Below are 24732 nucleotides of genomic sequence, written 5' to 3'. Positions count from 1 at the left end.
CAACGCGGGCGGTCCGTGGATGGCGCCCTAGATAAACCGCAAATCAAGCGTCGCAGCGTTCCATTGGTTGGCCCGTGGTTTGATCGGGTCGAACCGGAACGGCGTATGTTGTCCCTCTTGAAAACGCACACGTCTGCGTCCTTCGGCCTCCAGCTCGTTTACGGGGCGCGTCTCATGGGCGCGGCCACCTTCATGGGCCACCAAATACTTTAGCCCACCAACAGACCGCCCTGAAATCCGATCATAAACGTCGAAAACAAGCGGCGCATGTGCCGGAATCGTCGGATGAAGCGACGACCAAGGCTGCCAACTGCGGAACCGAATGCCAGCGACGTATGTATCCGGGCCGACCTTCTCGAGCGGGACCTCAACTTGATTGCACGTGATGACAAACCGCTCACCAAGATCGCCTTCGATCTTCAGCTCCACGCGTTCAAGGGAGCTGTCCACATATCGTGACGTACCCCCGCCCGTAGCCTCTTCGCCAAGGACCAACCAAGGTTCGATGCCGTTGCGCAGGGTCAGCTTTAGCCCCTCAACATGGGTGTGTCCGACTTCGCCGAACCGCATCTCATATTGCGCGTCATACCAATCTGGTCTGAATGCAAACCCGTGCGCTCCGCTTAGGTCTTCCAGCACTGAATTGAAATCAGCGCGGCAATGATGCGGCAACAGGAACTTATCGTGCAGCGTCTGGCCCCAATGTTCGAGCGGCTCTTCATACGGCGTATCCCAAAACCACGCTAGCAACCCGCGCATCACGAGCGATTGCGCCATGCTCATCTGCCAATGCGGTGGCATTTCAAACCCACGAAATTCCACAAGTCCGAGACGCCCCGTCGGACTGTCTGGCGAATACATTTTGTCGATACAGATTTCGGCGCGATGTGTATTACCCGTCAAATCAGTCAAAAGGTGTCGCAAAATGCGATCCGATAACCAGGGAAAAGACTGGCCGCTCTTTTGAATTCGGGTCAACTCATTCAGCGCGATTTCCATCTCATAAACCTTGTCAGGCAAGCCTTCGTCGAAACGCGGGGCTTGGCTGGTCGGGCCAATGAAGGTGCCAGAAAATAGGTAGGACAGGGACGGATGCCGCTGCCAATATCGGATCAGCGATCCAATAAGATCAGGCCGCCGCAAGAACGGGCTGTCCGCAGGTGTCGCACCACCAACAACGATATGGTTGCCGCCGCCCGATCCCGTAAGCCGTCCGTCCACCATGAACGTGAAACTATCCAACCCACATTGGCGCGCTTCCTCATAGAGGGCTTCGTTGATTTCCTTCAACGACTGCCAGCTTTTAGCGGGGTGAATGTTAACCTCGATGACACCCGGATCAGGGGTCACGCGAATGACATTGATGTTGCCGTCATTCGGCGGTTCATACCCTTCGATGCGAACGGGCAAATCCATAGACGCGGCGGTCTCTTCTACGGCTTCAACAAGATCGAGATATTCATCAGACGACCCCGTTGGCGGCATGAAGACATGCAAAATACCGTCGCGCGGTTCAACCGCTAGCGCCGTGCGCACAGGCATGCCCTCGACCCAGAAACTATGCTCTCCCATGAGCCAATCATCCGAGGTTTCGACGTCGCGCATCCAAACATCTTCGCCAAAATTCTGTGCAGGACCAGGCGCCGCATCGCCGCGTTGTTGGCGGACCTGTCGCGTAGGATTTACCGACGTCGGTTGACCGTAACCGGTCCCAAAAACAGGGGTGTTTAGGACGTGATTATCATCAGCGCCGCCTTCGGGTTCATCCCCCCGACGAACCGCACGTCGCGCGGGTAAACCACGTTTACGTCGCAACATGGTATCGCGGAAATACTGCTTAAACTCTTCGGATTTATCGAGCGAGTTCAGCGGCAAACGGTAGCCAGCCGGGCTGTCGCCCGGCATCAAGAACAACTTATCGCGGCGCGTTCCCCAAACATCTGACGCCCAGCGGAACCGCCTGCGTGCGCTGGCTTTGGCTTGGGCCAACTGGATTGGAATGACATAGCTGACCGGATTGGAAAGACCGTTGTTCAGCATACGCACCATACGCGCGCGTTCTTGAGGGTCTTCCAACTGGCTATCTTCAACCGACACGTTGTCGGGCAACATCGCTTCTTTACCCATAAAATGAAGCGGATCCTCGTAGACCGGATGCGCGACGGCTTCATCCCCCAGTTCAAGGGCATCCAACAGTTTTTCCGAAAATTCCTCGGCGGTTTCATAAGTTGCGGTGCCTGTGTTCTCTTGCGCCAAAAGGTCAGCGTTAGACCAAAGAGGCAGCCCATCACCGCGCCAAATCAACGAATAGGCCCAGCGCGGCAGCGGTTCACCGGGGTACCACTTGCCCTGCCCGTGATGCAAAACCCCGTGAGGCGCAAACCGTTCCCGAAGACGGCGCACAAGTCGATCAGCATAGGTTCGTTTGGTCGGGCCGACTGCGGCAGTGGACCATTCTTCGCCATCACGATCGATTGCGGAAACGAACGTCGGCTCGCCTCCCATCGTGAGCCGCATATCTTGCGCTTCGAGTTTCTTATCAATCGCCTGCCCAGCGCGGTCGATCTCGGCCCATTGTTCGGGACTCAGAGGACGCGTCACGCGCGGCGGTTCATCTATCCGTTTCACGGACATATCAAAACTAAACGAGACCTCGGCAAATTCATGTGCACCCGTGATCGCAGCAGCTGAGGTCGGCTCAGGCGTTGCGGCCAATGGGATATGCCCCTCACCAGCAAACAGCCCAGACGTTGGGTCCATACCGATCCAGCCCGCACCGGGAAGATAAACTTCGCACCATGCATGAAGATCGGTGAAATCATCCTCAGGGCCAGCGGGCCCCTCGATCGGTTTCTGGTCTGCCGTCAATTGAATGAGGTAGCCCGACACGAACCGCGCTGCGTAACCCAGCTCGCGCAGCAATGCGACCATCAACCATGCACTGTCACGACACGATCCAAGCGCCTTACGGATCGTCACCGACGGCCTTTGCACACCAGGTTCCATGCGGATGGTGTAATCAATGCGGTTCGCCAAAAAGCTGTTCACCGCGACAAGCCAGTCATTTGTCGTGCCAGACTGCGCAGGCACTTCGTCAACGAAGTCCTTGAACGCTTGCCCGCGGCCAACCTTTTTCAGGTAGGGTCGAAGGTCTTTGAGTTGGTCACTCGTGTAGGCAAACGGAACTTCTGCGCAGGATTCTTCAATAAAGAAATCAAAGGGATTAATCGCAACCATGTCCGCAACAAGATCGACAGTGACCGAAAACTTCTGCGTTGGCTTCTGAAAGACCAGTCGCGCGCTCCAGTTAGCGTAGGCGTCTTGCTGCCAATTAATAAAGTGGTCTTCGGGTTCAATTCGAAGGCTGTAACTCTTGATCGGTGTCCGGCTGTGTGGCGCCGGTCGAAGTCGCACCACATGGGGCGCCAAGTTTACGGGGCGGTCATATTCGTATGTTGTTCTATGGCTTAGCGCTACGCTTATGGACACTCAGTTGCCTTTTATTTTGGCAAAACTTGAAAAAATACAAGAATTGCGGACTTCAATTATTCCTAATTTGACGCCCCTCCTTGTCTGACGGGCCGAACCCGTTACGGTCAACCCTAATGTGAATAAAGGGGCGACAATGAACGGCGACTTCTTCAATGAGATGAAAAATGGGGCAACGCTCCGTCCTGAATATCAAGTTGTTGTCGATTGGATAGAACGAAACGGAATAGACGCATTGCAGTCCCGCCGCGCTGAGGCCGAGGCCTTGTTTCGGCGAATTGGGATTACGTTTGCCGTCTACGGCGAAGGCGGTGACCCGGACCGGTTGATCCCGTTCGACATGGTCCCGCGGATATTTAACGCAACCGAATGGCAAAAGATCGAAAGCGGTTCGATCCAGCGCGCCAATGCCCTGAACGCCTTTATTGCCGATGCTTATGGCGCCCGCGAGATCGTCAAAGCAGATATCGTTCCCGAAGCCATGATCACGAAAAACCCCGCCTATCTAGAATTGATGAACGGCTACCGCCCTCCGCTGGACGTTTGGGCGCATATCATCGGCGTCGATCTTGTGCGGACAGGCCCCGACGAATTCTTTGTACTCGAAGACAACTGCCGAACCCCATCGGGCGTCTCCTACGTTCTGCAGAACCGCGAAGTCATGTCTCGAATGTTCCCAGAACTCTTCCGCGACGGCAGAATTCGTCCCGTTGACGGCTATACCGATTTCCTTGCCGAAGCGATGCAAGCGGTCGCCCCGCCCAATTGCACCGGCACGCCAACGATGGCGATCCTCACGCCGGGGCAGTTCAATTCCGCATATTTTGAACATTCATTCCTCGCGGATATGATGGGGATCGAATTGGTCGAAGGCCCCGATATCGTCGTCGAAAATCAGAAGGTCTACATGCGCACGACACGCGGGTTCGAACAACTTCACGTCATTTATCGCCGGATTGACGACGCATTCCTTGATCCAGCCGTGTTCCAAAAGGACAGCATGATTGGTGTCGCAGGTCTTATGGACGCGATGAAAGCCGGCAACGTCACGGTGATCAACATGCCTGGCACGGGAGTCGTAGATGACAAAGCCGTCTACACCTACGTGCCCGACATGATCCGGTTCTATTTAGGCGAAGAGCCCATCATACCCAACGTAGAGACTTACCGCTGCGATCAAGCCGATGATCTGGCCTATGTATTAGATAACTTGTCCGACTTGGTTGTGAAAGAAGTTCAGGGTTCAGGCGGTTACGGGATGCTTATCGGCCCAACCTCAACCAAGGACGAAATCAAGGAATTCGCACTTAAAGTGAAAGCCAACCCCAACAACTACATCGCGCAACCGACATTATCGCTCTCATCTGCGCCTGTCCTCGCGGAAGATGGGCTTATCCCACGCCATGTCGACCTGCGCCCCTTCGTGGTTTCTGGTGCGACGACAAAAATGGTCCCGAGTGGACTAAGCCGCGTCGCCCTTCGTGAAGGCTCGTTGGTTGTGAATTCAAGCCAAGGCGGTGGTGTCAAAGACACTTGGGTCCTGAACGCGGGGGCTGTCTAATGTTGAGCCGCACAGCAGAGGGCCTGTTCTGGATGGGCCGTTACATCGAACGCATGGAAAACGTCGCGCGTCTTCTTGATGCCGGTCAGCGTCTTGAGAGCCTGCCAAAGGACCCGACGCAAGACTACAACGAATGGAGTTCCATCGTTGTCGCATCTGGCGCTTCCGGTACGTTTCCAACAGCCCTAGAAGACGCGGACGTTGCCGCCGTTTCGGACCATTTGATCCGTGACATTTCTAATCCGTCATCCATTACATCATGCATCGAAGCCGCGCGAATGAACGCAAAAGCCGTGCGAAATGCGATCACTGCTGAAGTCTGGGAAGCGGTAAACGATACGCGCTTACAACTTCACGAACACCTGAGAGTCGAGAAAGACCGAGAGAACCTTTCCTACTTTTTGGATTGGGTGCGAAATCAAGGCGGGCTTGCGCTTGGCAAAATCGAAAACACGATGCTGCGCGATGATGGCTTTCGGTTCATTGAACTAGGAAAGTGGTTTGAACGGGCTGATGCCACAGCACGCCTTCTGGATGTAAAATACCACGTTCTCTTACCGGAAGCGACGGATGTAGGCGGTGGCATCGACTACCTACAATGGGTGCAAATCTTGCGGGCGGCCAATTCGGCAGTCGCCTTCCGCCACTTGTACAGTCGGGTTGTTGACCCGCAGGGCGTCGTTGATCTGCTCGTTCTGAACGAGAAAAGCCCGCGATCCCTTATGACAGCAATGGCTGAAATTGCGACTTTATCGGATAAGCTCGCGTCTGAGCTACCAATCCAACAAAAGCTCGCCAGCGATGCACGCAATGCCGAAGCAACCCTGCGCAACACAAGCGTTGATGCTATTTTTGAACACGGCTTACACGATTGGCTGACCGATTTCATCGCCGCGACCAACCTAAGGGCGCAAGCGACCTCCGCAGCTTTCGGATTTGGGGTAGATTACCCGCCGGCAACTAAAGAAACTGTACAATAGCGGCTCGGAACTGTGGTTAGGCGGTGATAGAAGCACACCGAATGTTGGCCGAATCCCGGCACACACAAACGGAGATACTCCCAGCCTGATGACTTATTGCGTCGCCTTAAAAACGAATGCCGGAATGGTATTCCTGTCCGACACCCGCACCAACGCAGGTGTCGATAACATCTCGAAATATAAAAAGATGTTTACCTGGGAGGTTCCGGGTGACCGCGTCATCACAATGATGACCGCAGGCAACTTGGCTGTCACTCAGGCCGTCATAAGCTTGCTTCAGGAAAACATCGACAAGCCACAAGAAGGCATCGACACACTGCTAAATGCGGATTCAATGTTCCGCATTGCTGAGATCGTTGGCGACGCGATGCGTGTCATCCAAAACAGATATGGGCGTAATATTGCGCAAGCTGGCGAAAGCACGCTCTCATCCATCATCGTAGGCGGGCAGCGTGCTGGCGGCGAAATGCGCCTGTTCTACGTCTATTCTGCAGGCAACTTTATCGAAGCTGGTGAAGACACACCGTTCTTCCAAATTGGTGAACACAAATACGGAAAACCAATCTTGGATCGCGTGATTACGGTTGATACCCCTGTCGATGTTTGCGTGACCGCCGCCTTGCTGTCTATGGATTCAACACTGCGGTCGAACTTGTCCGTGGGAATGCCGCTGGATCTGTCCGTTGTTGCGCGAGACGAGCTGCGCTTTGCGCAAAAGCGCCGGATCGATGATCATGACCCCGATTATTTGGCCTTGTCCGACGCTTGGTCGAATTCGCTGCGGAACGCCTTCCTCGAGATGGCGCAACTCTCAATCTCGCAATCGGACCAAGGTACAATGTCGTAACCTAAAGGCCTGCTCGACCTGACATATCGCAATAGATTTAACACTCGGGCTCCCCTTATCAGGCGGAGCCCGTGCCGTTTAATCCGCCCTAAGTGAGTCACCGCTCGCTGTGTCAAACAGATGCATATGATCGCCGTCAGCCGACAGAGATAACGTCTCGCCGATTTGCGCGCCGATTTGACCCGGCATGTGCAGCGTGAAGGATTGATCGTTGCTCAGCGCGGCATAGACATATGCCTCACCGCCCAGTTGCTCGACGCTTTTGACTGTGACTTTGATCGACCCATCGGAAACTATCGAAAGATGGTTCGGGCGCACGCCAACGGACACGTCTTGCCCAGCGACTTGATTGAACCGCCCCTCTGGAAGACGTAACGCATCCCCTGTTTCCAGATCGACCACGTTCACGTCGTCCGCAGACACGGTCCCCTTCAGGAAATTCATCTTCGGGCTTCCTATAAAACCCGCCACAAAGATGTTCTTGGGGCGGTTATACAGATCAAGCGGACGCCCAAACTGTTCAAGTTCACCAAGGCGCAGCACAGCGATCTTATCGGCCATTGTCATGGCTTCGACCTGATCGTGGGTCACATAGATCATGGTGTTCTGCAGGCGACGGTGGAGCTGCGTAATCTCCCCGCGCATATCCACGCGCAGTTCCGCATCAAGGTTGGAAAGTGGTTCATCAAACAAGAAAACGCGTGGTTCGCGCACGACCGCACGACCAATGGCTACGCGTTGGCGCTGCCCGCCGGACAGGTCCTTTGGGCGACGATCAAGCAGCTGTTCGATCTGCAACATCTTCGCTACTTCGCCAACCTTACTGTCGATTTCCGCGCGCGCCGTGTTCAGGTTTTCCAACCCGAACGACAGGTTTTGGCGCACAGTCATATGCGGGTAAAGAGCATAGGACTGAAACACCATCGCAAGCCCACGGTCTGCGGCCGGGATGTCATTCACGACCTCTTCGCCGATCACGATGTCACCACCCGAAATCGGTTCAAGGCCCGAAATCATCCGCAGCAGTGTGGATTTCCCGCAGCCAGACGGGCCGACGAAAACACAGAAGTCGCCGTGCTGGATATCCAGATCAATGCCTTTGATGACCTCGGCAGCCCCATAAGATTTCTGGACATTTCTAAGCTCAATCCGCGCCATGCTGGACCTCCTTTGGTATTGAACGCGCCATTACTTACCACCCGTAGAGGCAATGCCGGTCGCGATGTATTTTTGTAAGAACATGAAGACAGCTGCGATGGGCAGCAGCGTCAAAACTGTCATCGCCAGCAGGCTTGGCCAGTCAGTTTGCAGCTCACCTTGGAACGAGTTCAGCGCCAATTGCAGGGTGAAGTTCTCGGTGCGTGTCAACACGATGAGTGGCCATAGGAAATCATTCCAACGCCACATGATCGCGAGGATCGCAAGAACCGCAATCGCGGGCGCGGACAGCGGCAAAATGATCCGCCAGAAAATCTTCCATTCGCTGGCTTTGTCCATACGCGCGGCATCCAAAATCTCATCAGGGATCGTGATCATATATTGCCGCAGCAGGAACACGCCGGTCGGTGTCGCAGCTCCCGGAATGATGACACCCCATAGCGAGTTGAACATCCCCAGTTCCGTGACAATCAGGAACAGCGGCACAAGCACTACCGTCTGAGGGATCATCAAAGTGCCGATGACCAACAGCAGGACCGTCGTTCGCCCCCTAAATTCGTATTTGGACAGCGCAAAGGCGGCCATTGAGTTGAAAAGCAGCATCAGAACCGTTGCGGTCACCGTAATGAAGGTCGAATTCCAGAAGAATTTTAGAAAATTGAACCGCTCAAACAGCTGGGTGTAGTTTTCCGTAGCAAAGGCGATTCCTTCGATGGGTTCGAGTTGGTCCGTCGTCAAGCGTACTCGTTCTGTTGGGTTGGACGGTGACACGACCTCTGAGCGGCCCGCCGCACGGCGGGTCTGCCCCACGGTTTGCCCTTCCAGTTCGCCTTCGGTGACAACAAACGCCAAGAGCGGTTCGTCATAACCGTCAACCACAAGCGTTTCTTGTGCATAGGGCAAGAAACGCGGCGGGAACCGATCCAATTCATTAGGCGTCTTGAAGCTGGACAACAGCAACCACACAACGGGGCCGAACATCAGGAAAACACCGAAAATCAAATACCCGTAGGACACCCAGTCGGTCCAATGAAGGCGGCCCTTGCCCCGCGTCGCAGTCAGGAATGATAGAACTTTAGCCATCGGCGTTCTCCTTACTGATCCGCAATTGCACAAGCGTCAGAACGACCAACACGCCAGCCACGAGCAACGATGCCGCCGCCGCAAGCCCAAATAGACGCGGTGCACCTGCAAAGCCGCGTTCGTAAATATATTGAATGATAAACGTCGTCGCCGTGCCTGGGCCACCACCCGTAAAGGCGTAGATTTCATCGAACGTTTGCACGCCTTTGATCAGCGCAAGGATCAGCACCACCAACATGGTCGGTGACAACAGCGGAAGCGTGATCCGCCGGAACGTGCGCCACGCCGATGCGCGATCCATCAAGGCGGCGTCATAAACATCACGCGGGATCGCCTGCAGGCCTGCCAATAGGATCAATGTATAAAACCCCATATGCGCCCAGACGGAAATAAACACAGACCACCCGAACGCCCACTGCGCATCGACCAGCCAATTGATGCCGCCCGCACCTGTCCAATCAAGAAAGGCGTTCAACACGCCCTCGCGCTGCAAAATCCATTTCCAGACGAGCGCGACAACGACAGGGGACAACAAAACAGGAAAGAAAAAGACCGAGCGAAAGAACCCGCGCGCGCGGATGTCGCGGTTCAAGATCAAAGCGGTGAGCAAGGCAAAGCCCACCATAAACCCGACCTGCAAAACAACGAACCAGATCGTGTTCCAAACGGCACGCCAGAACTTATCTTCGCGGCAACTGTTGGGGTCAAAATGGTTGGAACAATCTAATAACTGCGCAAAATTGCGCGCGCCCACGTCAGGACGATCCGCCAGCAAAACATTGTCTCCGCCTGTCATGGCGTAAAACACGTTTAGAATAACGGGCAAGAAGGCGAACAGCCCAAAAAGAACGAGGTTCGGCAGTAGGAAAGCCCACGCCAGCCGGTTGATCCCAATCTTGCGCTGCAACGCAAGCATCGGAACTTCGATAATCCGCATCATTGGTGTCAGGATTTTCAACATGGCACCGCCCCCCCCAAAAGAAAACCCGCGGCGCATGAAACGCCGCGGGCCGTGGTGTGATTAGTCGGCTTCTGCCATTGCTGCTTCGAGGTCTGAGGAAGCGCGCATCATCGCGTCTCCAACAGACAACTCGCCAACAATCGCTTGGCTCAGACGTTCGACAGTGATGCCGAACATTGCGCGGTTGCCGGCATAGCCCTGATACGCGAATGCGATTGGGGATACGTCTGGCAATGCGCCTGCAAACCCGTTCAACGCGGCTTGTGCAGCTGGGCTTGCGTCTTGGAACTCAACGCCAGCAGAGGCGACGCCAAGGTGCGCAGGCAGGTTCTTTGTGCGTGCAGCAGCTTCAGCGTAGATCTCTTCCTGAGCAAGGAAGTCGATAAGCGCAGCAACAACTTCTGGGTGTTCTGTCTGTTCAAAGCCGACAACACCAGCACCGCCCGGCATGCCGGAACATGCACCAGCTGGACCACAAGGGGATCCGACAACCTGCCAGTCAAAGAAATCACCGACTTGTTCGTCCATACGACCAACCTGCCAAGAACCGGAGTAATAGAAGACTACTTCGCCGTTGATGAATTCTTGTGCGGCATCCGCGTATGTGGACCCACCTTGGCTTGCCCAAACGTCGCGCGCCATTGTGCCGTCTTCGTTCCAGCCTACGAATGCTTCTGCAAAGGCGTCAAAGCCTTCAAAAGAACCATTACCGTCTGCGTCAAAGTACTTTGCGCCATAGGAAACAGCTGGGCCCGCAACGCGGTGACCGGAACGGTCCATCGCCATTGGGAAATCAGCGTCTGTGGCTTCGGTCACTGCCCGTGTTGCAGTCGCCCAGTCATCCCAAGATGCACCAGCACCCGGCATGTCTACGCCAGCTTGTTCAAACAGCGTCGCGTTCACGAACGGACCCGTGATCGTCAACTGAGAGTGCATGCCGTAATAACCCTGACGGTCGCCATTGCGGTACCAGTTCAAAGTCTCTCCAAAGGACGCATCCCAATAGCCAGTGTCTACGTATGGTGTGAGATCGAGGTAAAACTCGTTCAGGCCGCCAAGGTCAGTTACCTTAGCAAGGTCAGGACCTGTGCCCGCAGCAAGCTGCACTGGCAGGTTTTCGAGAATAGCCTGATATGGAACCACATCGACGATCACATCAACGCCGTCGTTCTCGGCTTCAAATCGTGTCAGCAGGTCGTCGTAAACTTCGCATTCATTGCCATCGGAATAGCACATGAACCGAATTTCTTGGGACATCGCCGCGCCAGCAGCAACACCAAGACCCGCAGCAAGCGCTGTGGTAAGCAGGTGTGTCTTTTTCATTGTTTGGTCTCCTCCAAGTTACCTTAATGATTAGAAAATATTGGAATGGCTAAGGCATCCACCCCTTATAAAACTCCGAGTCCGGTTTAAGCGGTAACGAAATCATCTCCCTATTTCGCGCCGAAGTATAAATTGCCGTCACGAGTTCGATCGAACGGCGGCCATCTGCCAAGGTAACCCCATCGTCACCTCCAGAGTCCAGCACATTTGCTGTTGCCTCAAGGTAACCAGCGAACCCCGAAAGCCTGTTTTGCGCCACGCCCTCTAGGACATCGTCGATCTGGTCTTGTGTGACAGGCGCACGCGCTGTGAATGTCCAAACGTCTTGCGCAGGTGTGTATGGGGCAGTCCCACTTTCAGCGGTCAGCCCATCAAAACAGAACCGCAGCCGCGTTGTGTCATCCCCTGCCCCCAACGTGACAGACGACGTCGCCAGTGCTCCGTTGTTCAAACGAAACGACAAGGATGCACAGTCTTCGGTTTCGATGTCGTTTACGCGGGTATCGGCAAAGGCAAACACATCAGCCACAGGGCCCATCACGTGACAAATCAAGTCATGGGCGTGAATGGCATGGCCCAACAATGATCCACCAGATTCACCCGCCCATGTCCCGCGCCACGGGATGGAATAGTATTCACCATCGCGGTTCCAGTGGGTTTCGACACTTGCAACATATGGCTTACCCGCAAGCCCTGCTTTGCGCAGCGCCATCAGTTGATCCATGGCTTTGCCGTACCGGTATTGGAACACGGGAAACACCTGCCGCCCCTGTGCCTTTGCCGCGGCTTCCAGCTGATCCGCCTCATGCAACGATCGCACAATCGGCTTTTCGCAGATCACGTGTTTCCCCGCCTCCAACGCCTGCATCGACACCCGAAAATGCAAGTGCGGCGGCAGACAGACATCGATCAGATCGATACGCTCATCCGCCATCACCGCATCAAGATCAGCACTCACTTCGATGGTCGCATCCCCGTTCAGCGCAGCAGTCGCGCGGTCCGTATCAAGATCGCACAGGGTCACCACTTGGAACCGATCCGGTAGCGCACGGTAGCCTTCCAGATGCTCGGCCCCAATGCCCGCCCCAATGATGGCAACACGGATCATACAGTTTTGCCTTCCGCGATGGCTTGCGCCTGTAGGGACAATTCGCAAACCTTAAACACATGGGCCTGCGTCATTGCCTTTTGGCCACGCGTACGGAAATCGTCGATCAAGGTCGCAAAGAACGGCAGGCCCGCATCGGATGCGTCGATCGTTTCACAGCGCGTGCCGTTCACGACGATCACATGGTCCGTGCCCTCGCGGCCAACGTCGACGTATTTGCGCAGCTCGATATATCCTTCCGTGCCAAGGATCGTCAGACGACCATCCCCCCACGTCGGCAAGGCGTCAGGCGTGTACCAGTCCACACGGATGTAGCCGTGGCCATTGGCACTGCGCAGGCCAATCTCACCAAAATCCTGCAAACCCGCATTATCGGGGTTGGCATAGTTGGCAACACAGGCCGTCGTGATTTCGGCATCATCCGATCCCGTAAAGAACAGGAACTGGTCAATCTGGTGGCTGGCAATATCCGTCAAAATGCCGCCGTAGGCGTCACGATCAAAGAACCAATCGGGACGAGTAGGCTTATTAAGCCGATGCGGGCCAATGCCGATGGTCTGGATCACACGGCCAATCGCACCCTCTGCCACCAGTTCAGCGGCCCGCGTCACGGCGGGCACCTCAAAGCGTTCGGAAAAATCGATGGACCAAATGCGGCCCGTGGCCTCAACGGCGGCCTGCAACGCGGCGAGCTGTTCAAAGGTGGTGCAACCTGGCTTATCGCTCAGTACGTCTTTGCCCGCTTCCATGGCGCGGATGGCCCACGCGGCACGATCCCGTGGGATACCTGACAGAACGATAAAGTCGATAGAAGGGTCAGCAAGCAGCGCATCGCCATCCTTGGCGCGTGGCACGTCAGGAAACCGCGCAACAAATCCATCTTCGGTGTTGGGGTGGCCCTCGGTCGCCCAGCCCACAAATTCCGCGCCTGCATCAATCAGGTTGGCCGCCATACCGTAGACATGACGATGGTCGATGCCGATGGCGGCAAAACGCAAAGGGGTACTCACTTGGAAATCTCCTCGATCTGGCCACTACGGGCGGATCGCATAGTTGCATCAATCAAATCATGCGCATCTAGCGCTGCTTGCCCTGTCACCACAGGATCGCGGCCTTGGGTGATTGCTTCAGCAAAATCTTCGATGATGCCTTGGTGCCATTCATGGGTGAACGCCATCGGGTCCGCGCCACCGCCTGTGCCGCCAGCCTCCCCTTGGACTTCTGACCGTCCATCGCGCCAGTTTATGTGCAACTGACCCGAGGCAAGATGCAGGCTCGCGTTGTCGAAATGCATCGTGATGCTCTCGGCGCCACCGGGGAAACTGGCCGTGCTGGCCACCATCGACCCGACTGCGCCATTTTCAAATTCAAAACCCGCCGAAACGAAATCTTCGGCTTCCATGTCATGGAACCGCGTCGTAGCCGCCATGGCCCGCACCGATTTCACCGGCCCCGCCAGCGACAACGCAAGATCAATCGTGTGAATGGCCTGACTGATCAGAACCCCGCCCCCGTCCCGCGATAGTGTTCCACGACCGGGCTCATCGTAATATCCCTGATCGCGCCACCACGGCACGGAAATCTCTACCACACCAAGCGCGCCCAAATCGCCAGAACCGATGATCTTAGCGGCAGCGATAGACGCAGCACGCATACGGTGCTGGAATACAACGCCCAGCGCCACGCCCGCATCTTGGCAAATCTGAACGACTTCGCGGGCCTCATCGGATGTCCGCCCCATTGGTTTTTCGAGCAGAATATGTTTGCCCGCCTGCGCCAAGGGGCGAATAATTTCAGCCCGTGCATTGGGCGGCGTAAGAATAATTGCGAAATCTACGGATGCATCCGCAGCGACAGCAGACAGATCGCTTGTAGCGTCTACAGGAGCGCCCGTCAGTTCCGCGGCATCAACGGCCAGCGCCTTTGCGCGCTCCCCGCTGCGCGAACAAATCGACGCGAGCCGCACGCAATCCCCTGCTGCGATAGCTGCAACATGCGTCCGCGCAACCATCCCCGCACCAATGATCGCGGCACTGACCTTTTTCGAGTCGCTCATTCGCAGATCTCCTCCCTGCTGCGGCAAGTTGGCACACACACTGCGCCCTATCAAACGAATATCGATATTATTTTAAATCGCGTGTTCAACCGCCTGCCGAACAGGTCAATCCAGCAGTTCGCGCTGCAAAAAATCCAGAACGGCGGCGCGCAATTTCGATGTTTCGACATGTCCCGATTCAGGGTCAACAAGAACCGATAATTTCTCTTTCGCGTCAGCGGCGGCATACGCAGCCGCAAGGTCCGAACGACCTATTTCAAAGGCCTCTTCTGGCGTTGACCAATCCAAAAGCCCAACCCCAACTTGCAGCGCCCGCGGCGCAGTAAGCCCGGCAATCTGACCACTGCGCGCAACAGTCAGCAAGCCCGGAACGGTCATATAATGTCCGTGACCATCATGCGCGCCCGACCCAACCAAAGTCTCAAGATCGGCAAACGAACACAGCGCCGATGCCGCACGGATGCGTGGATCAAGCGCTGCCAACCACCACGCGAGGGTGCTGCCCATGGAAAATCCCAATACTCCGATTCTATCCGCATCGACCGCCGCATGCTGCGACAGAAAATCTATACCTGCCCGTTGTTCGCTCAACATCTGCCCGAATAGCGTTTTGCCATACCATGCCAGTGCTTTGGATCGTGCACTTTCGCTCGGCCGCTGCCGTGCGCCAAAGCACGGCATCTCGATACAAAGCACAGCGATCCTTTGCGCGACCAAGTCAGCGGCATAGGGACCCTGAAGGGCGGCACGACCATCAATAAGTTCGTCGCGCCCGACCGCATAATTGTTGCCATGCGCGTGGGCGTAAATCAGCGCTGGTACTTTTGCATGACCTGTCGGTGGACGCAGAAAATAAGCGGGGATTTCCTCCTCGTTTGCCGCTTGGAAGAGAATATCCTCAAGGCACCACCCATGGCAGTCCGTCACTCCATGGCTTTGAACGGCAGCAAAAAACACACCCTCTTCTTGCACCCCAAGGAGCTGAAAGAGCCTTTCACGCAGATCTTTTTGATCGTCCCGCCGATTCATCTGTGTCCGCCAATTCTAGTCCGCGTTGGGTGTCATGTCACACGGCCTTTGGCATGATACACAGGGTCATCCCAAAGCCGGTTGTCCAAAACGTCGCCCAAAATATCGACCGCCCCGCGCACATCGGTCTCGTCGATATAAAGCGGTGTAAACCCGAACCGGATAAGGTTAGGTGCACGAAAGTCACCTATAACATCCCGTGCAATTAACGCCTGCATAACTGGGTATCCATTCTCGTGTTCGAACGATACTTGGCTGCCCCTATTGTCGCCATCACGGGGCGAATGCAGGGTCAGCTCTGGGCAACGCGCCTCGACCAATTCGATGAACAAATCCGTCAAACGGATCGACGCCGCGCGAACTTCCGCCATATCCACGCCGTCCCATGCGGTCATTGCAGCCTCAAGCGCGGTAAGTTGCAAGACAGGCGGCGTACCAACGCGCATCCGTTCAATCCCCGTGGCGGGGCGGTAATCCAGATCAAACGCGAACGGCGCATCATGGCCAAGCCAGCCAGACAATGCCGGTTGGATATCGCCGATGACGTCAGGATGGACATAAATGAACGCAGGCGCACCCGGTCCCCCGTTGAGGTATTTATACGTGCAACCAACCGCAAATTCGCAGCCGCAAGCGGCCAAATCAACTGGAACAGCCCCCGCTGAATGTGCCAAATCCCAAATCATCACAGCCCCTGCGTCCTGCGCCTTGGACGTGATGGCGTCCATGTCGTGCATTCGGCCTGTGCGGTAATCTACGTGGGTGATCATCACAGCGGCGACGTCTTCGGTGATGGCATCCGCAACCTCTTCGGGCGCAACGATGCGCAGTTCATGCCCCTGCCCTAGCTGCGCAATCAACCCCTGTGCCATGTACAAATCGGACGGAAAGTTGCCGCTATCAGACAGGATCACCTTACGGTCTGGACGCATCTGCACCGCCGCAGAGAGCGCTTGATAGACCTTTACCGACAGGGTGTCGCCCATCGTCACACTGCCTTCTGGTGCGCCGATAAGCCTGCCGACCAGATTACCAACCCGCATCGGTTGGCCCATCCAGTCGTCAACATTCCAACCTTTGATAAGGTGCTGCCCCCACTGGTCCGTGACCATGGCACTCAACGCGCCATCCACCGATTTCGGCAATGGCCCTAACGAGTTACCATCAAGGTAGATCATGCCGTCAGGCAGGTGAAACAGGTCTTTGCGGGGCAGTGTCATGGGGCAATCCTTAGTCGGCTTGCCCCACGCTAACCTAACCACGCATCAGCGAGTAGTCCGGATCGTATGGCCCCATAGGGATAATCGTTGCTGGCACACGTTTGCCCAGAACATCCACCTCAAACGTGGTGCCCGTGGCGGAGTACTCGGGCTTCACGAACGCATAAGCAAGGTTCTTACCCGTGCGATACCCCCAGTCACCAGACGTCACCGTGCCAATGACATCGCCGCCGACCATCACAGACGACCCGCCATGAGCCGCGGCCTCTTTGGTGTCCAATTCCATAGTTACGAGCTCGACGGTTTTGCCCGCTGCGACGCGTTTCTCCAACGCCGCCTTGCCAACAAAATCCTCTTTTTCCATCTTCACGAACCGATCCAGTCCTGTTTCAAACGGGTCGAATTCAGTCAAAATGTCGGCCTTCCAATGCAGGAACCCTTTTTCCATCCGCATGGAATCCACGGCCTTTGCCCCGAACATCTCCATCCCAAACGCCTCGCCTGCTTTGCGCAGCGTTTTGTACGCGTTGTAAAGATGCGCGTTAGGAATGTGGATTTCATAGGCCAACTCACCAGAAAAGCTCACGCCCAGCACTGTCGCAGGTGCATAACCGATGAAACACTCACGTGCGCTTAGCCATGGGAATGCCGAACTAGACCAGTCTAGACGTGACACAGCCGACAACACATCACGCGCCTTCGGCCCTGCAATGACCAAAATCGTCTGGTCATTCGTCAGTGACTTGATCTGCACATCTTCATCGTCGCGCAGGTGTGTCTGCAGCCAATCCATATCGTGATATTCAGCCGCCGCAGCAGACCCGAACCAAGCCCGCTGAGGGCCGCGATCCGTGGCTGGAAGGTTTGCAATCGTCGCCTCGCCTTTAATCATGCCATGGTCATTCAACATGTATCCCAGGCCAACGCGACCGTCTTTCTTCGTCATATTGCCGCAGAACATACGGTCGATGAACGTGTGACGATCTTCACCTGTAATTTCGAAACGGTTGAACCCGTTGACCTCACAGATGCCGACAGCGTTTTGAACGGCAGCGACTTCTTCGCCGACAATGTCAAAACTTTCATCAAACTTGAACGTGTGGGTAACGTGGAAATCAGGGGTCGGCTTCATGAATTCGACCCGTTCCCAACCATTCACGATTGTAAACTCGGCGCCTTCTGCCGCCAAAACCGGAGTGATCGGCGTTGTCTTTGCATCGCGGCCAACAGGGCGGTGCTCGTTCGGGAAATGGAAGCGGAATTCGTTCTGGTAATCCTCAATCGCTTTCAGAGAAGTCAATTCGACATTGGTATGACCCGTAAAACGACGCGGATCGATGCACCAGGTGTCATAGCAGGCCTCACCATGAACAATTTGTTGCGCCAACATCCAGCCGTGGCCGCCACCCTCGCCCAGACCTGCACGCAGGCCGATAATGCAGAACGCATTGCGCTTGTTCGGGATTGGGCCAACCAACGGTGCGCCGTCAATCGTGTAAGTAATCGGCCCGTTAACGATGTTCTTGATGCCCACTTCCATCAGCGCTGGCATCCGCTCAAACGCGCCCTCAAGCACGTCGGTCACTCGGTCCAGATCGTCAGGGCACAGATCGTTGGAAAAGTCGGGCGAGATGCCATCCATGCCCCACGTCTTACAATCCTGTTCGTAGAACCCAAGCAGAAGCCCGTTCTTTTCCTGACGACAATAATAGTCGGAAATCGGGCAACGCAGCAGCGGCATCCGGTGGCCCGCTTCAACGATCCCCGGAATTTCATCTGTTACAAAATATTGGTGTTCCATTGAGGCAACGGGGTGATGCACGCCCATCATCTCGCCGACTTCGTTTACGCGATAGCCACAAGCATTCACCACGACCTCGCAATCGATATCACCTTTGTTGGTGTGCACAGTCCACGTGTCGTCTTTGTGTTGGGTCAGTCCGGTCACGTTGGTCTGACGGTAAACTTCTGCGCCTGCCTTTCGGGCACGACGCGCTAGCGCCTGACACAAGGACGCTGGGTCAATATCGCCATCGCTTGGGTCCCAAAGGCCGCCCAACAAGTTGTCGGTGGAAATCAACGGATGACGACGTGCGCATTCCTCAGCATCGATAACTTCAAAATCAACTCCCATGCCGCGTGCCATGGATGAAAAGTGACGATATCCGTCCATCTGCTCTTCGGTGTTGGCAAGGCGAATGCCGCCATCACCGTGGTTATATTGGACCGGATAATCGGCATCATCGCGCAGCTCTTTGTACAGGTTGATCGAATGCGTCTTGAGACCCACCATCGTTTGGTTACCGCCAAAGTTCGTCACCTGCGCGGCCGAATGCCACGTCGTTCCGCTCGTAAGTTCATCACGTTCCACCAAAACAACATCGCTCCAGCCTTCTTGGGTCAGGTGATACAACGTGGAACAGCCCGCAATGCCGCCACCGATTACAACAGCTCTGGTCGTCGTTTTCATGGGGTGAGTCTCCTATATGACTGGGTGATGGGACCAGAAACATCGGTTTCGATCAATCCACCCAACTCAGCCTAAATCTATAATTTCGATTTACCGAAGCATCTGAAACCCGTCACTTAAAAAGGGCAGTCGCGATGCCGACCCTTCGACAATCCTGTCCTGCAAACTAGATCGAATATCTTCCGCCATGCGCGCAGGAAGGTCGCCCAAAGCACCACTGCGCGCCTGTAAGGCCAAGCGCCGCGAAAATGACGGCACAGGAAGCGCGTGCGCCGTAACCAAATCGCCAGCTAATGGTGTGCCAAAGTAGGCCAACGCCGTGGTGATCGCCCAGCCGCTCAACTCAGCCGTCATCGCAAATAATGCCTGATTGGTAGAAAACTCGAACCCGCGTGCGGGTTGCATCCCGCTACGGCGTAACTGTGCTTCGATTTGGCGCCCGATCTGCAAATCACTCGCGTAGCGCACAAACGGACGCGATGCGACCTCATCGGCGGTCACATTTGGCGCTGTCACGAGAATAAACGGGTCCCGTAAAATCGGGAACTGGTCGACCCAGTCGACCTTACCGACCGTATCGACCGCCAGCATCAAGTCCACGGATCGTGTACTTAGCGCCTCGTGATTTTCATGGCTCGCCCCACCACTCAACGTGAAGGTGATATTTGGAAACCGCTCAGTCAGCTTAAGCATCCACGGTGCCATCACTGTGGCATCCAATTCTTCGAGCGATGCAATGCGGATCGCCATAGGGGGGCTCTGATCCGCCATGACCAGCCGCGCTTTTGCTGCTGTCACATCATCCAACAACTGGCGTGCAGGGTCTAGGAACAACTCGCCCGATTTGGTCAACCGGAACTGTCGCGCAGTACGTTCCAAAAGACGTGCGCCCAGCGCCGCCTCAAGGCTCGCCAACTGTTGGGACACCGTAGACGGGCTAATCCCCAACCGATGCGCAGCCCGCGTGACGGATCCTGCCTCAACGGCGGCAACAAACACCTGAGCGGCGCGAAACGTGAAAGGTGGCTCTTGATTGTCCATAACCAAATCATCCTTTCGGTTTTACCGCAGCTTGTCCATGGCGCTTGCACCAATGCATCCAGAAGGTGACGCTATGCACATGACAAAACGCCCTACCCGATCAGGCGGCCGCGCCGCGCGCCACGCCAAACGCGCCGTACCAGTTCCCATCAATCCGGCAGCGCCTGGTCAGATTGGCGGGCAATATCGCCCACTAAATGAACAAGATTGCAAAGCTATTTATGACACGGCCCTGCGGCTGCTGTCTGACCTCGGCATGGGCGAAGTGCCCAAGCGGTTGTGGGATGACTTGATGGGCGCAGGCTGCATCGACCTCGGCGAGGGTCGTATCGGCCTGCCCCGAGCCTTAGTCGAAGACATTATCGACAAGGCCGCGAAAACCTTTCCCCTTCACGGGCGCGATCCGAACCGAACCATCGAAGTCGGCGGCGACAAGGTCTTCTTTGGCACCGGAGGCGCAGCCGTCAACACGCTGGATCGAGAAACGGGCCTTTACCGCCCTTCAACCCTGCAAGACCTTCACGACTTTACTCGCCTACAAGACGCGCTTGATAACGTCGCTTGGTTCACACGCTGCTGCATCGCAACGGACGTGCCAGACATGTTCGATCTAGACGTGAACACCGCTTACGCTCTGATGCGCGGCACGACCAAGCCAGTTGCCACGGCGTTCACCATTGCAGACCACGTTGACCCAATTGTGCACATTTTCGACATTGCAGCAGGTGGGGAAGGTGAGTTCGCCAAACGCCCTTTTGTCAAAACCCACATCAGCCCCGTGATCAGCCCCATGCGATTTGGCGAAGACGCCGTGGATGTCGTCTACAAGTGCATTGAACACAACATCCCGATGTCCTGCATAACCGCCGCACAGGCAGGCGCAACCGCCCCTGCTACAATGGCGGGCTTTCTCGCGATGTCACTTGCGGAAACCCTCGCCAGCCTTGTGATGGTCAACGTCATCTCGCCCGGTTTTCCGATGATCTTCTCCAACTGGCCGTTGGTGATTGACCTGCGCAGCGGGGCCTTCGCAGGCGGCGGCGGGGAAACCACCCTCCTCAATGCCGCCTCTGCGCAACTGTCCAATTGGCTTGGCCTGCCGTCTGGTGTTGCAGCCTCAATGACCGACGCCAAAGCGATCGACGCACAATATGGCGCCGAAAAAGGTATGACGAGCCTCGCCGCCGCGCTGGCTGGTGGTAACCTGATTTATGAAAGCTCCGGTATGACAGCCTCCCTACTTGGCGCATCCTTTGAGGGTTTCGTGCTAGATGATGAAATGCACGCAATGACCTATCGCACCTTGCGCGGCGTCGAAGTCACCGAAGATAACCTTGGTTATGAAGCGATTTGTGCCGCAATCCTTGGGGATGGCCACTTCCTTGGTGCCGATCACACCTACCAAGCAATGGAACGCGACTATCACTACCCGAAACTGGCAGATCGCGAACAACCCAAGACTTGGGCGGACGATGGCGCACAAACGGCATGGGACCGCGCTAAACAACGCACCACTCAAATCCTGACCGAGCATAACCCCGCCTACTTAACCCCCGAACAAGACGCGGAAATCCGCGCGGCCTTCAATATTCTCGGCTAACGCCCCCTTGACGTCGCCTTGCCAAAATCAGACCGTAGCAACACAACATGAAAGGCGCTGATATGGCCAAACTCTTCAAGAAAATTGTTCTGACCGGCGCCTCTGGCACATTGGGAATGGAGCTGCGCGGCACGCTCGCTTCTCTCGCGGATGAACTGCTTTCAGTGGACATCGCAGCGGCTCCTGCAGACTTGCTGGAGAACGAAACATTTGTTCAGGCCGATTGCTCCAACTTCGACGAGGTTCTGCCCCTGATGGAGGGGGCGGACATCGCCGTGCACTTTGCTTCAATCGTTGATGAACGCCCCTTTGAGGAACTCCTTGGGCCGAATTACCTGTCATCCTATAATGTCTGGGAAGCCGGTTATCGCCACGGCGTCAAACGGGTCATCTATGCGTCATCCGTACACGCGGTTGGCATGCTGGAAAACTCGGCAGGCATCGACACGGATGCCGATCACGCGCCAGACACATTCTATGGCCTCGCGAAATGTTTCACCGAAGACCTCGGCAAGCTTTATTGGTCCAAACGCGGCATGGAATCTGTGCATTTGCGGATTTTCTCTTGCACCAAAGTTCCCCAGAACGCTCGGGCGCTGCGCACGTGGCTTAGCTTTGACGATCTGCGTCATTTAGTGGAACGTTCCATCACCACGCAGGCCACTGGCTTTGCTGTGGTTTATGGCATCTCCAACAATGACCGCGCACCAGTTAACAACGCGAAATCAACGTTCTTGGGCTACCGCCCCAAAGACAACGCGGAAAACTGGGCAGAAAGCCTGATACCGGCCGGTGTCGACGTCGACCGAACCGACCCTGCCCATTTGCTGATTGGTGGACCATTTGCCACCGTACCATTGGGCGAAAGCGGCCTCGCCGGAATTCAGGCGATGACGAACGCTGTCTCGACACCGGATGTGACAGAAACACCTGATCCCACCCCAGAACCTGCAGCACCTGCAGCACCTGCCGCAGACGGCAAGAAACTTCCGTCATTCCTAACGAAAAAGGGCATGAACCCCTAAAAGGTTATGACAAACCGCGCGCCCTGTTCGCTTGGCGTCAGGGTGATTTCGGCCTCATGCGCCTCAAGGATGCGGCGCACAATCGACAGCCCCATCCCAGTACCGCCGGACTCACGCCGCGTGGTGAAAAACGGCTCGAATATTCGATCTTGGTTCCCGATCGACACGCCAGAACCATTGTCTTGAACCGTCAGACTACCGTCAAAAGAAGCTGTGATCTTCGTGGCCCCATGTGCCTTTGCGTTGCCCACCAAATGGTCCATCACAAGTTGCAAGGCGTCCTCGCTCAACGGCACTGTGCCATCTTGCAACACCTCAACGCCTTTCGCGACATCAGACAACCGCACCGAACCTCGTGCGGCGGGTTCTTGTGCCTGCGCAAGGGATCGCTGTGCATCCAGCAGCGCCGTCATCCGATCCGCTGAGGCTTCGATCCGGCCCAGCAATCGAGCGCGCTCGGCATCGGGCAAATCCGGCATCGCCAAAAGCTCCGCCGCGCCGCGCACCACCGTCAGTGGTGATTTAAGCTCATGGGTCACATGGTCCGCGTAACTGCGTAAAACCGCCTCTCTGCTACGCAGCGCCCGTCCCATATCGAGAAACGACTGCCCAAGCGCCTGCATGTCTGCTGTTCCGTAATGATCCAAAGGGTCTAACGCATTGTCATCCCCCGCCCGCAACGCAGTCACCCGCGTGCGCATCGCTTGAACGGGCCGCAGCAAAATACGCCATAGCCCCCAGCCTACGACAAACGTCGCGGCCAAAACGCCAAATCCGGCCACATAAACGGCTTCACGATACCCAAGAACGGGCCACATATAACGTACGAAGAAAATACCGATGATCGGCAAACATAAAACGACGGCCAACGTAATCCCGACGACCATCCATAACGGAGGCCGCCATTTACGTCTGATCCGCATCATGCGACCGCGCCCTTACATGGCCCCATGCGAATACCGATGCCATGCATGGTTTCGACGGCATCAGCGCATCCCGCAGCACTCAATTTGGCCCGAAGGTTGCGCAGATGGCTGTCCATTGTACGGTCACTCACATGAACATTGGTGCCATAAATCGCATCAACCAAAGCAGGCCGTGCAAACACTTGATCTGGCCGCGCGATCAGTTTCACAAGCAAGTCCATCTCACGCGCGGTCAACGCGACAGCCGCGCCGCGCACGCGTGTCAAATGGCGGTTGGGGTCCACCTCGATAATCCCGTGACGCAACGGCTGGTCCTCAACCACGGTTCCACCACGGCGCAAAATCGCTTTGACCCGTGCAACCAATTCACGAGGGGAGAACGGCTTGGACAGGTAATCATCCGCCCCCATTTCAAGCCCCACGATACGGTCAATTTCATCGTCCTGCGCCGTCAAAAATAGGATCGGCACATCTGACGTCACCCGAACGGTGCGGCAGACTTCGAGCCCATCCATTTCGGGCAGACCAATGTCCAGAACCACCAAGTCAGGCTTTGCCGCGGCAATGGCCGCCAAGGCAGCGCGCCCGTCGCCGGCTTCTTGTGTTTGGAATCCAGCTTGGCTTAGCGCAATCCGAACAACATCACGGATGTCCGCATCATCATCAACAATTAGTATCGTGCCACTCATGCGCGCGCCCCTTTTGACGCCAGCTTAGCGGCAACGATCTGTTTGGGGAATGGCCGCATTTCGTGGTCCAGCCACCATCCGTCCAGCTGCAATTTAGAGGGTACGGCCTTGGTTAACGTTGTCATTGCACTGTCCTTCGCATGCGAGTTTTACCCCTTATGCGAAA

General features: G+C 55.8%; 20 protein-coding genes. 5 read left to right on the top strand and 15 right to left on the bottom strand.

Annotation, left to right across the window (positions count from 1 at the left end):
- Window positions 1-27 precede the first annotated feature (27 nt).
- Window positions 28-3489 carry a transglutaminase family protein gene (locus L0666_RS08090; RefSeq protein WP_235260157.1) on the bottom strand — a complete coding sequence of 1154 codons (3462 nt, stop codon included), beginning with the start codon at window positions 3487-3489 and terminating at the stop codon, window positions 28-30.
- A gap of 136 nt (window positions 3490-3625) precedes the next feature.
- On the opposite strand from L0666_RS08090, the gene L0666_RS08085 reads away from it, so the two are divergent.
- The 3 genes from L0666_RS08085 to L0666_RS08075 all read left to right on the top strand — a co-directional run bounded on the left by L0666_RS08085 (window position 3626) and on the right by L0666_RS08075 (window position 6877).
- Window positions 3626-5050 (top strand): circularly permuted type 2 ATP-grasp protein, encoded by a 1425-nt coding sequence (locus L0666_RS08085; RefSeq protein ID WP_235260153.1) that lies wholly within the window; start codon window positions 3626-3628, stop codon window positions 5048-5050.
- The gene (locus tag L0666_RS08080) at window positions 5050-6030 is read left to right on the top strand and encodes an alpha-E domain-containing protein (RefSeq protein WP_235260152.1); all 981 of its coding nucleotides are present in this window, start codon (window positions 5050-5052) and stop codon (window positions 6028-6030) included. The genes L0666_RS08085 and L0666_RS08080 overlap by 1 nt, the downstream gene beginning before the upstream one ends.
- Before the next feature lie 88 nt (window positions 6031-6118).
- A complete protein-coding gene (locus L0666_RS08075) occupies window positions 6119-6877 on the top strand; it encodes a proteasome-type protease (RefSeq protein WP_235260150.1) in 759 nt (252 codons plus the stop codon).
- Window positions 6878-6955: 78 nt separating this feature from the next.
- Here the strand turns inward: L0666_RS08075 and L0666_RS08070 are convergent, their stop codons facing one another.
- The 11 genes from L0666_RS08070 to L0666_RS08020 all read right to left on the bottom strand — a co-directional run bounded on the left by L0666_RS08070 (window position 6956) and on the right by L0666_RS08020 (window position 20326).
- Entirely contained in the window at window positions 6956-8035 is a 1080-nt protein-coding gene (locus tag L0666_RS08070; protein WP_235260147.1) for an ABC transporter ATP-binding protein, read from the bottom strand.
- Window positions 8036-8065: 30 nt separating this feature from the next.
- On the bottom strand, window positions 8066-9118 hold the full coding sequence (locus L0666_RS08065) for a carbohydrate ABC transporter permease (RefSeq protein ID WP_216037962.1): 1053 nt from the start codon (window positions 9116-9118) through the stop codon (window positions 8066-8068).
- On the bottom strand, window positions 9111-10079 hold the full coding sequence (locus L0666_RS08060; RefSeq protein ID WP_235260146.1) for a carbohydrate ABC transporter permease: 969 nt from the start codon (window positions 10077-10079) through the stop codon (window positions 9111-9113). The genes L0666_RS08065 and L0666_RS08060 overlap by 8 nt, the downstream gene beginning before the upstream one ends.
- A 60-nt stretch (window positions 10080-10139) precedes the next feature.
- The gene (locus L0666_RS08055; RefSeq protein WP_235260143.1) at window positions 10140-11402 is read right to left on the bottom strand and encodes an ABC transporter substrate-binding protein; all 1263 of its coding nucleotides are present in this window, start codon (window positions 11400-11402) and stop codon (window positions 10140-10142) included.
- A 49-nt stretch (window positions 11403-11451) separates the two neighbouring features.
- On the bottom strand, window positions 11452-12510 hold the full coding sequence (locus L0666_RS08050; protein ID WP_235260138.1) for a Gfo/Idh/MocA family protein: 1059 nt from the start codon (window positions 12508-12510) through the stop codon (window positions 11452-11454).
- A complete protein-coding gene (locus L0666_RS08045) occupies window positions 12507-13520 on the bottom strand; it encodes a Gfo/Idh/MocA family protein (protein ID WP_235260136.1) in 1014 nt (337 codons plus the stop codon). The genes L0666_RS08050 and L0666_RS08045 overlap by 4 nt, the downstream gene beginning before the upstream one ends.
- Window positions 13517-14566 (bottom strand): Gfo/Idh/MocA family protein, encoded by a 1050-nt coding sequence (locus tag L0666_RS08040; protein WP_235260133.1) that lies wholly within the window; start codon window positions 14564-14566, stop codon window positions 13517-13519. The genes L0666_RS08045 and L0666_RS08040 overlap by 4 nt, the downstream gene beginning before the upstream one ends.
- A 105-nt stretch (window positions 14567-14671) precedes the next feature.
- Entirely contained in the window at window positions 14672-15595 is a 924-nt protein-coding gene (locus tag L0666_RS08035; RefSeq protein ID WP_235260132.1) for a dienelactone hydrolase family protein, read from the bottom strand.
- A 32-nt stretch (window positions 15596-15627) separates the two neighbouring features.
- Window positions 15628-16815: a kynureninase gene (kynU, locus tag L0666_RS08030; protein ID WP_235260125.1), complete on the bottom strand. Its 1188-nt coding sequence runs from the start codon at window positions 16813-16815 to the stop codon at window positions 15628-15630.
- Window positions 16816-16849: 34 nt separating this feature from the next.
- Window positions 16850-19285 (bottom strand): GcvT family protein, encoded by a 2436-nt coding sequence (locus L0666_RS08025; RefSeq protein ID WP_235260121.1) that lies wholly within the window; start codon window positions 19283-19285, stop codon window positions 16850-16852.
- Window positions 19286-19375: 90 nt separating this feature from the next.
- The gene (locus tag L0666_RS08020; RefSeq protein ID WP_235260120.1) at window positions 19376-20326 is read right to left on the bottom strand and encodes a LysR family transcriptional regulator; all 951 of its coding nucleotides are present in this window, start codon (window positions 20324-20326) and stop codon (window positions 19376-19378) included.
- 79 nt (window positions 20327-20405) lie between these two features.
- Here L0666_RS08020 and L0666_RS08015 point away from each other — a divergent pair, with 79 nt between their 5' ends.
- Together L0666_RS08015 and L0666_RS08010 are read left to right on the top strand one after the other, a co-directional pair.
- Window positions 20406-21926: a trimethylamine methyltransferase family protein gene (locus L0666_RS08015; RefSeq protein WP_235260117.1), complete on the top strand. Its 1521-nt coding sequence runs from the start codon at window positions 20406-20408 to the stop codon at window positions 21924-21926.
- 62 nt (window positions 21927-21988) lie between these two features.
- The gene (locus tag L0666_RS08010; protein WP_235260109.1) at window positions 21989-22951 is read left to right on the top strand and encodes an NAD-dependent epimerase/dehydratase family protein; all 963 of its coding nucleotides are present in this window, start codon (window positions 21989-21991) and stop codon (window positions 22949-22951) included.
- On the opposite strand, the gene L0666_RS08005 is transcribed toward L0666_RS08010, so the two are convergent.
- Genes L0666_RS08005 through L0666_RS17265 form a run of 3 tightly spaced genes read right to left on the bottom strand, consistent with a single transcriptional unit; the run spans window position 22948 to window position 24691 of the window.
- Entirely contained in the window at window positions 22948-23877 is a 930-nt protein-coding gene (locus L0666_RS08005; protein WP_235260107.1) for a HAMP domain-containing sensor histidine kinase, read from the bottom strand. The genes L0666_RS08010 and L0666_RS08005 overlap by 4 nt on opposite strands.
- Window positions 23874-24566, bottom strand: a complete 693-nt coding sequence (locus L0666_RS08000; RefSeq protein ID WP_235260105.1) for a response regulator transcription factor — start codon at window positions 24564-24566, stop codon at window positions 23874-23876. Before L0666_RS08000 ends, L0666_RS08005 begins: the two co-directional genes overlap by 4 nt.
- Window positions 24563-24691 carry a hypothetical protein gene (locus L0666_RS17265; RefSeq protein ID WP_272492162.1) on the bottom strand — a complete coding sequence of 43 codons (129 nt, stop codon included), beginning with the start codon at window positions 24689-24691 and terminating at the stop codon, window positions 24563-24565. The genes L0666_RS08000 and L0666_RS17265 overlap by 4 nt, the downstream gene beginning before the upstream one ends.
- Window positions 24692-24732 lie beyond the last annotated feature (41 nt).

Source organism: Octadecabacter algicola, from assembly GCF_021532625.1.
Taxonomy (GTDB): Bacteria; Pseudomonadota; Alphaproteobacteria; order Rhodobacterales; family Rhodobacteraceae; genus Octadecabacter; species Octadecabacter algicola.
Note: the sequence above shows the minus strand (reverse complement) of the source record. Positions and strands in the feature narration are given on the sequence as shown.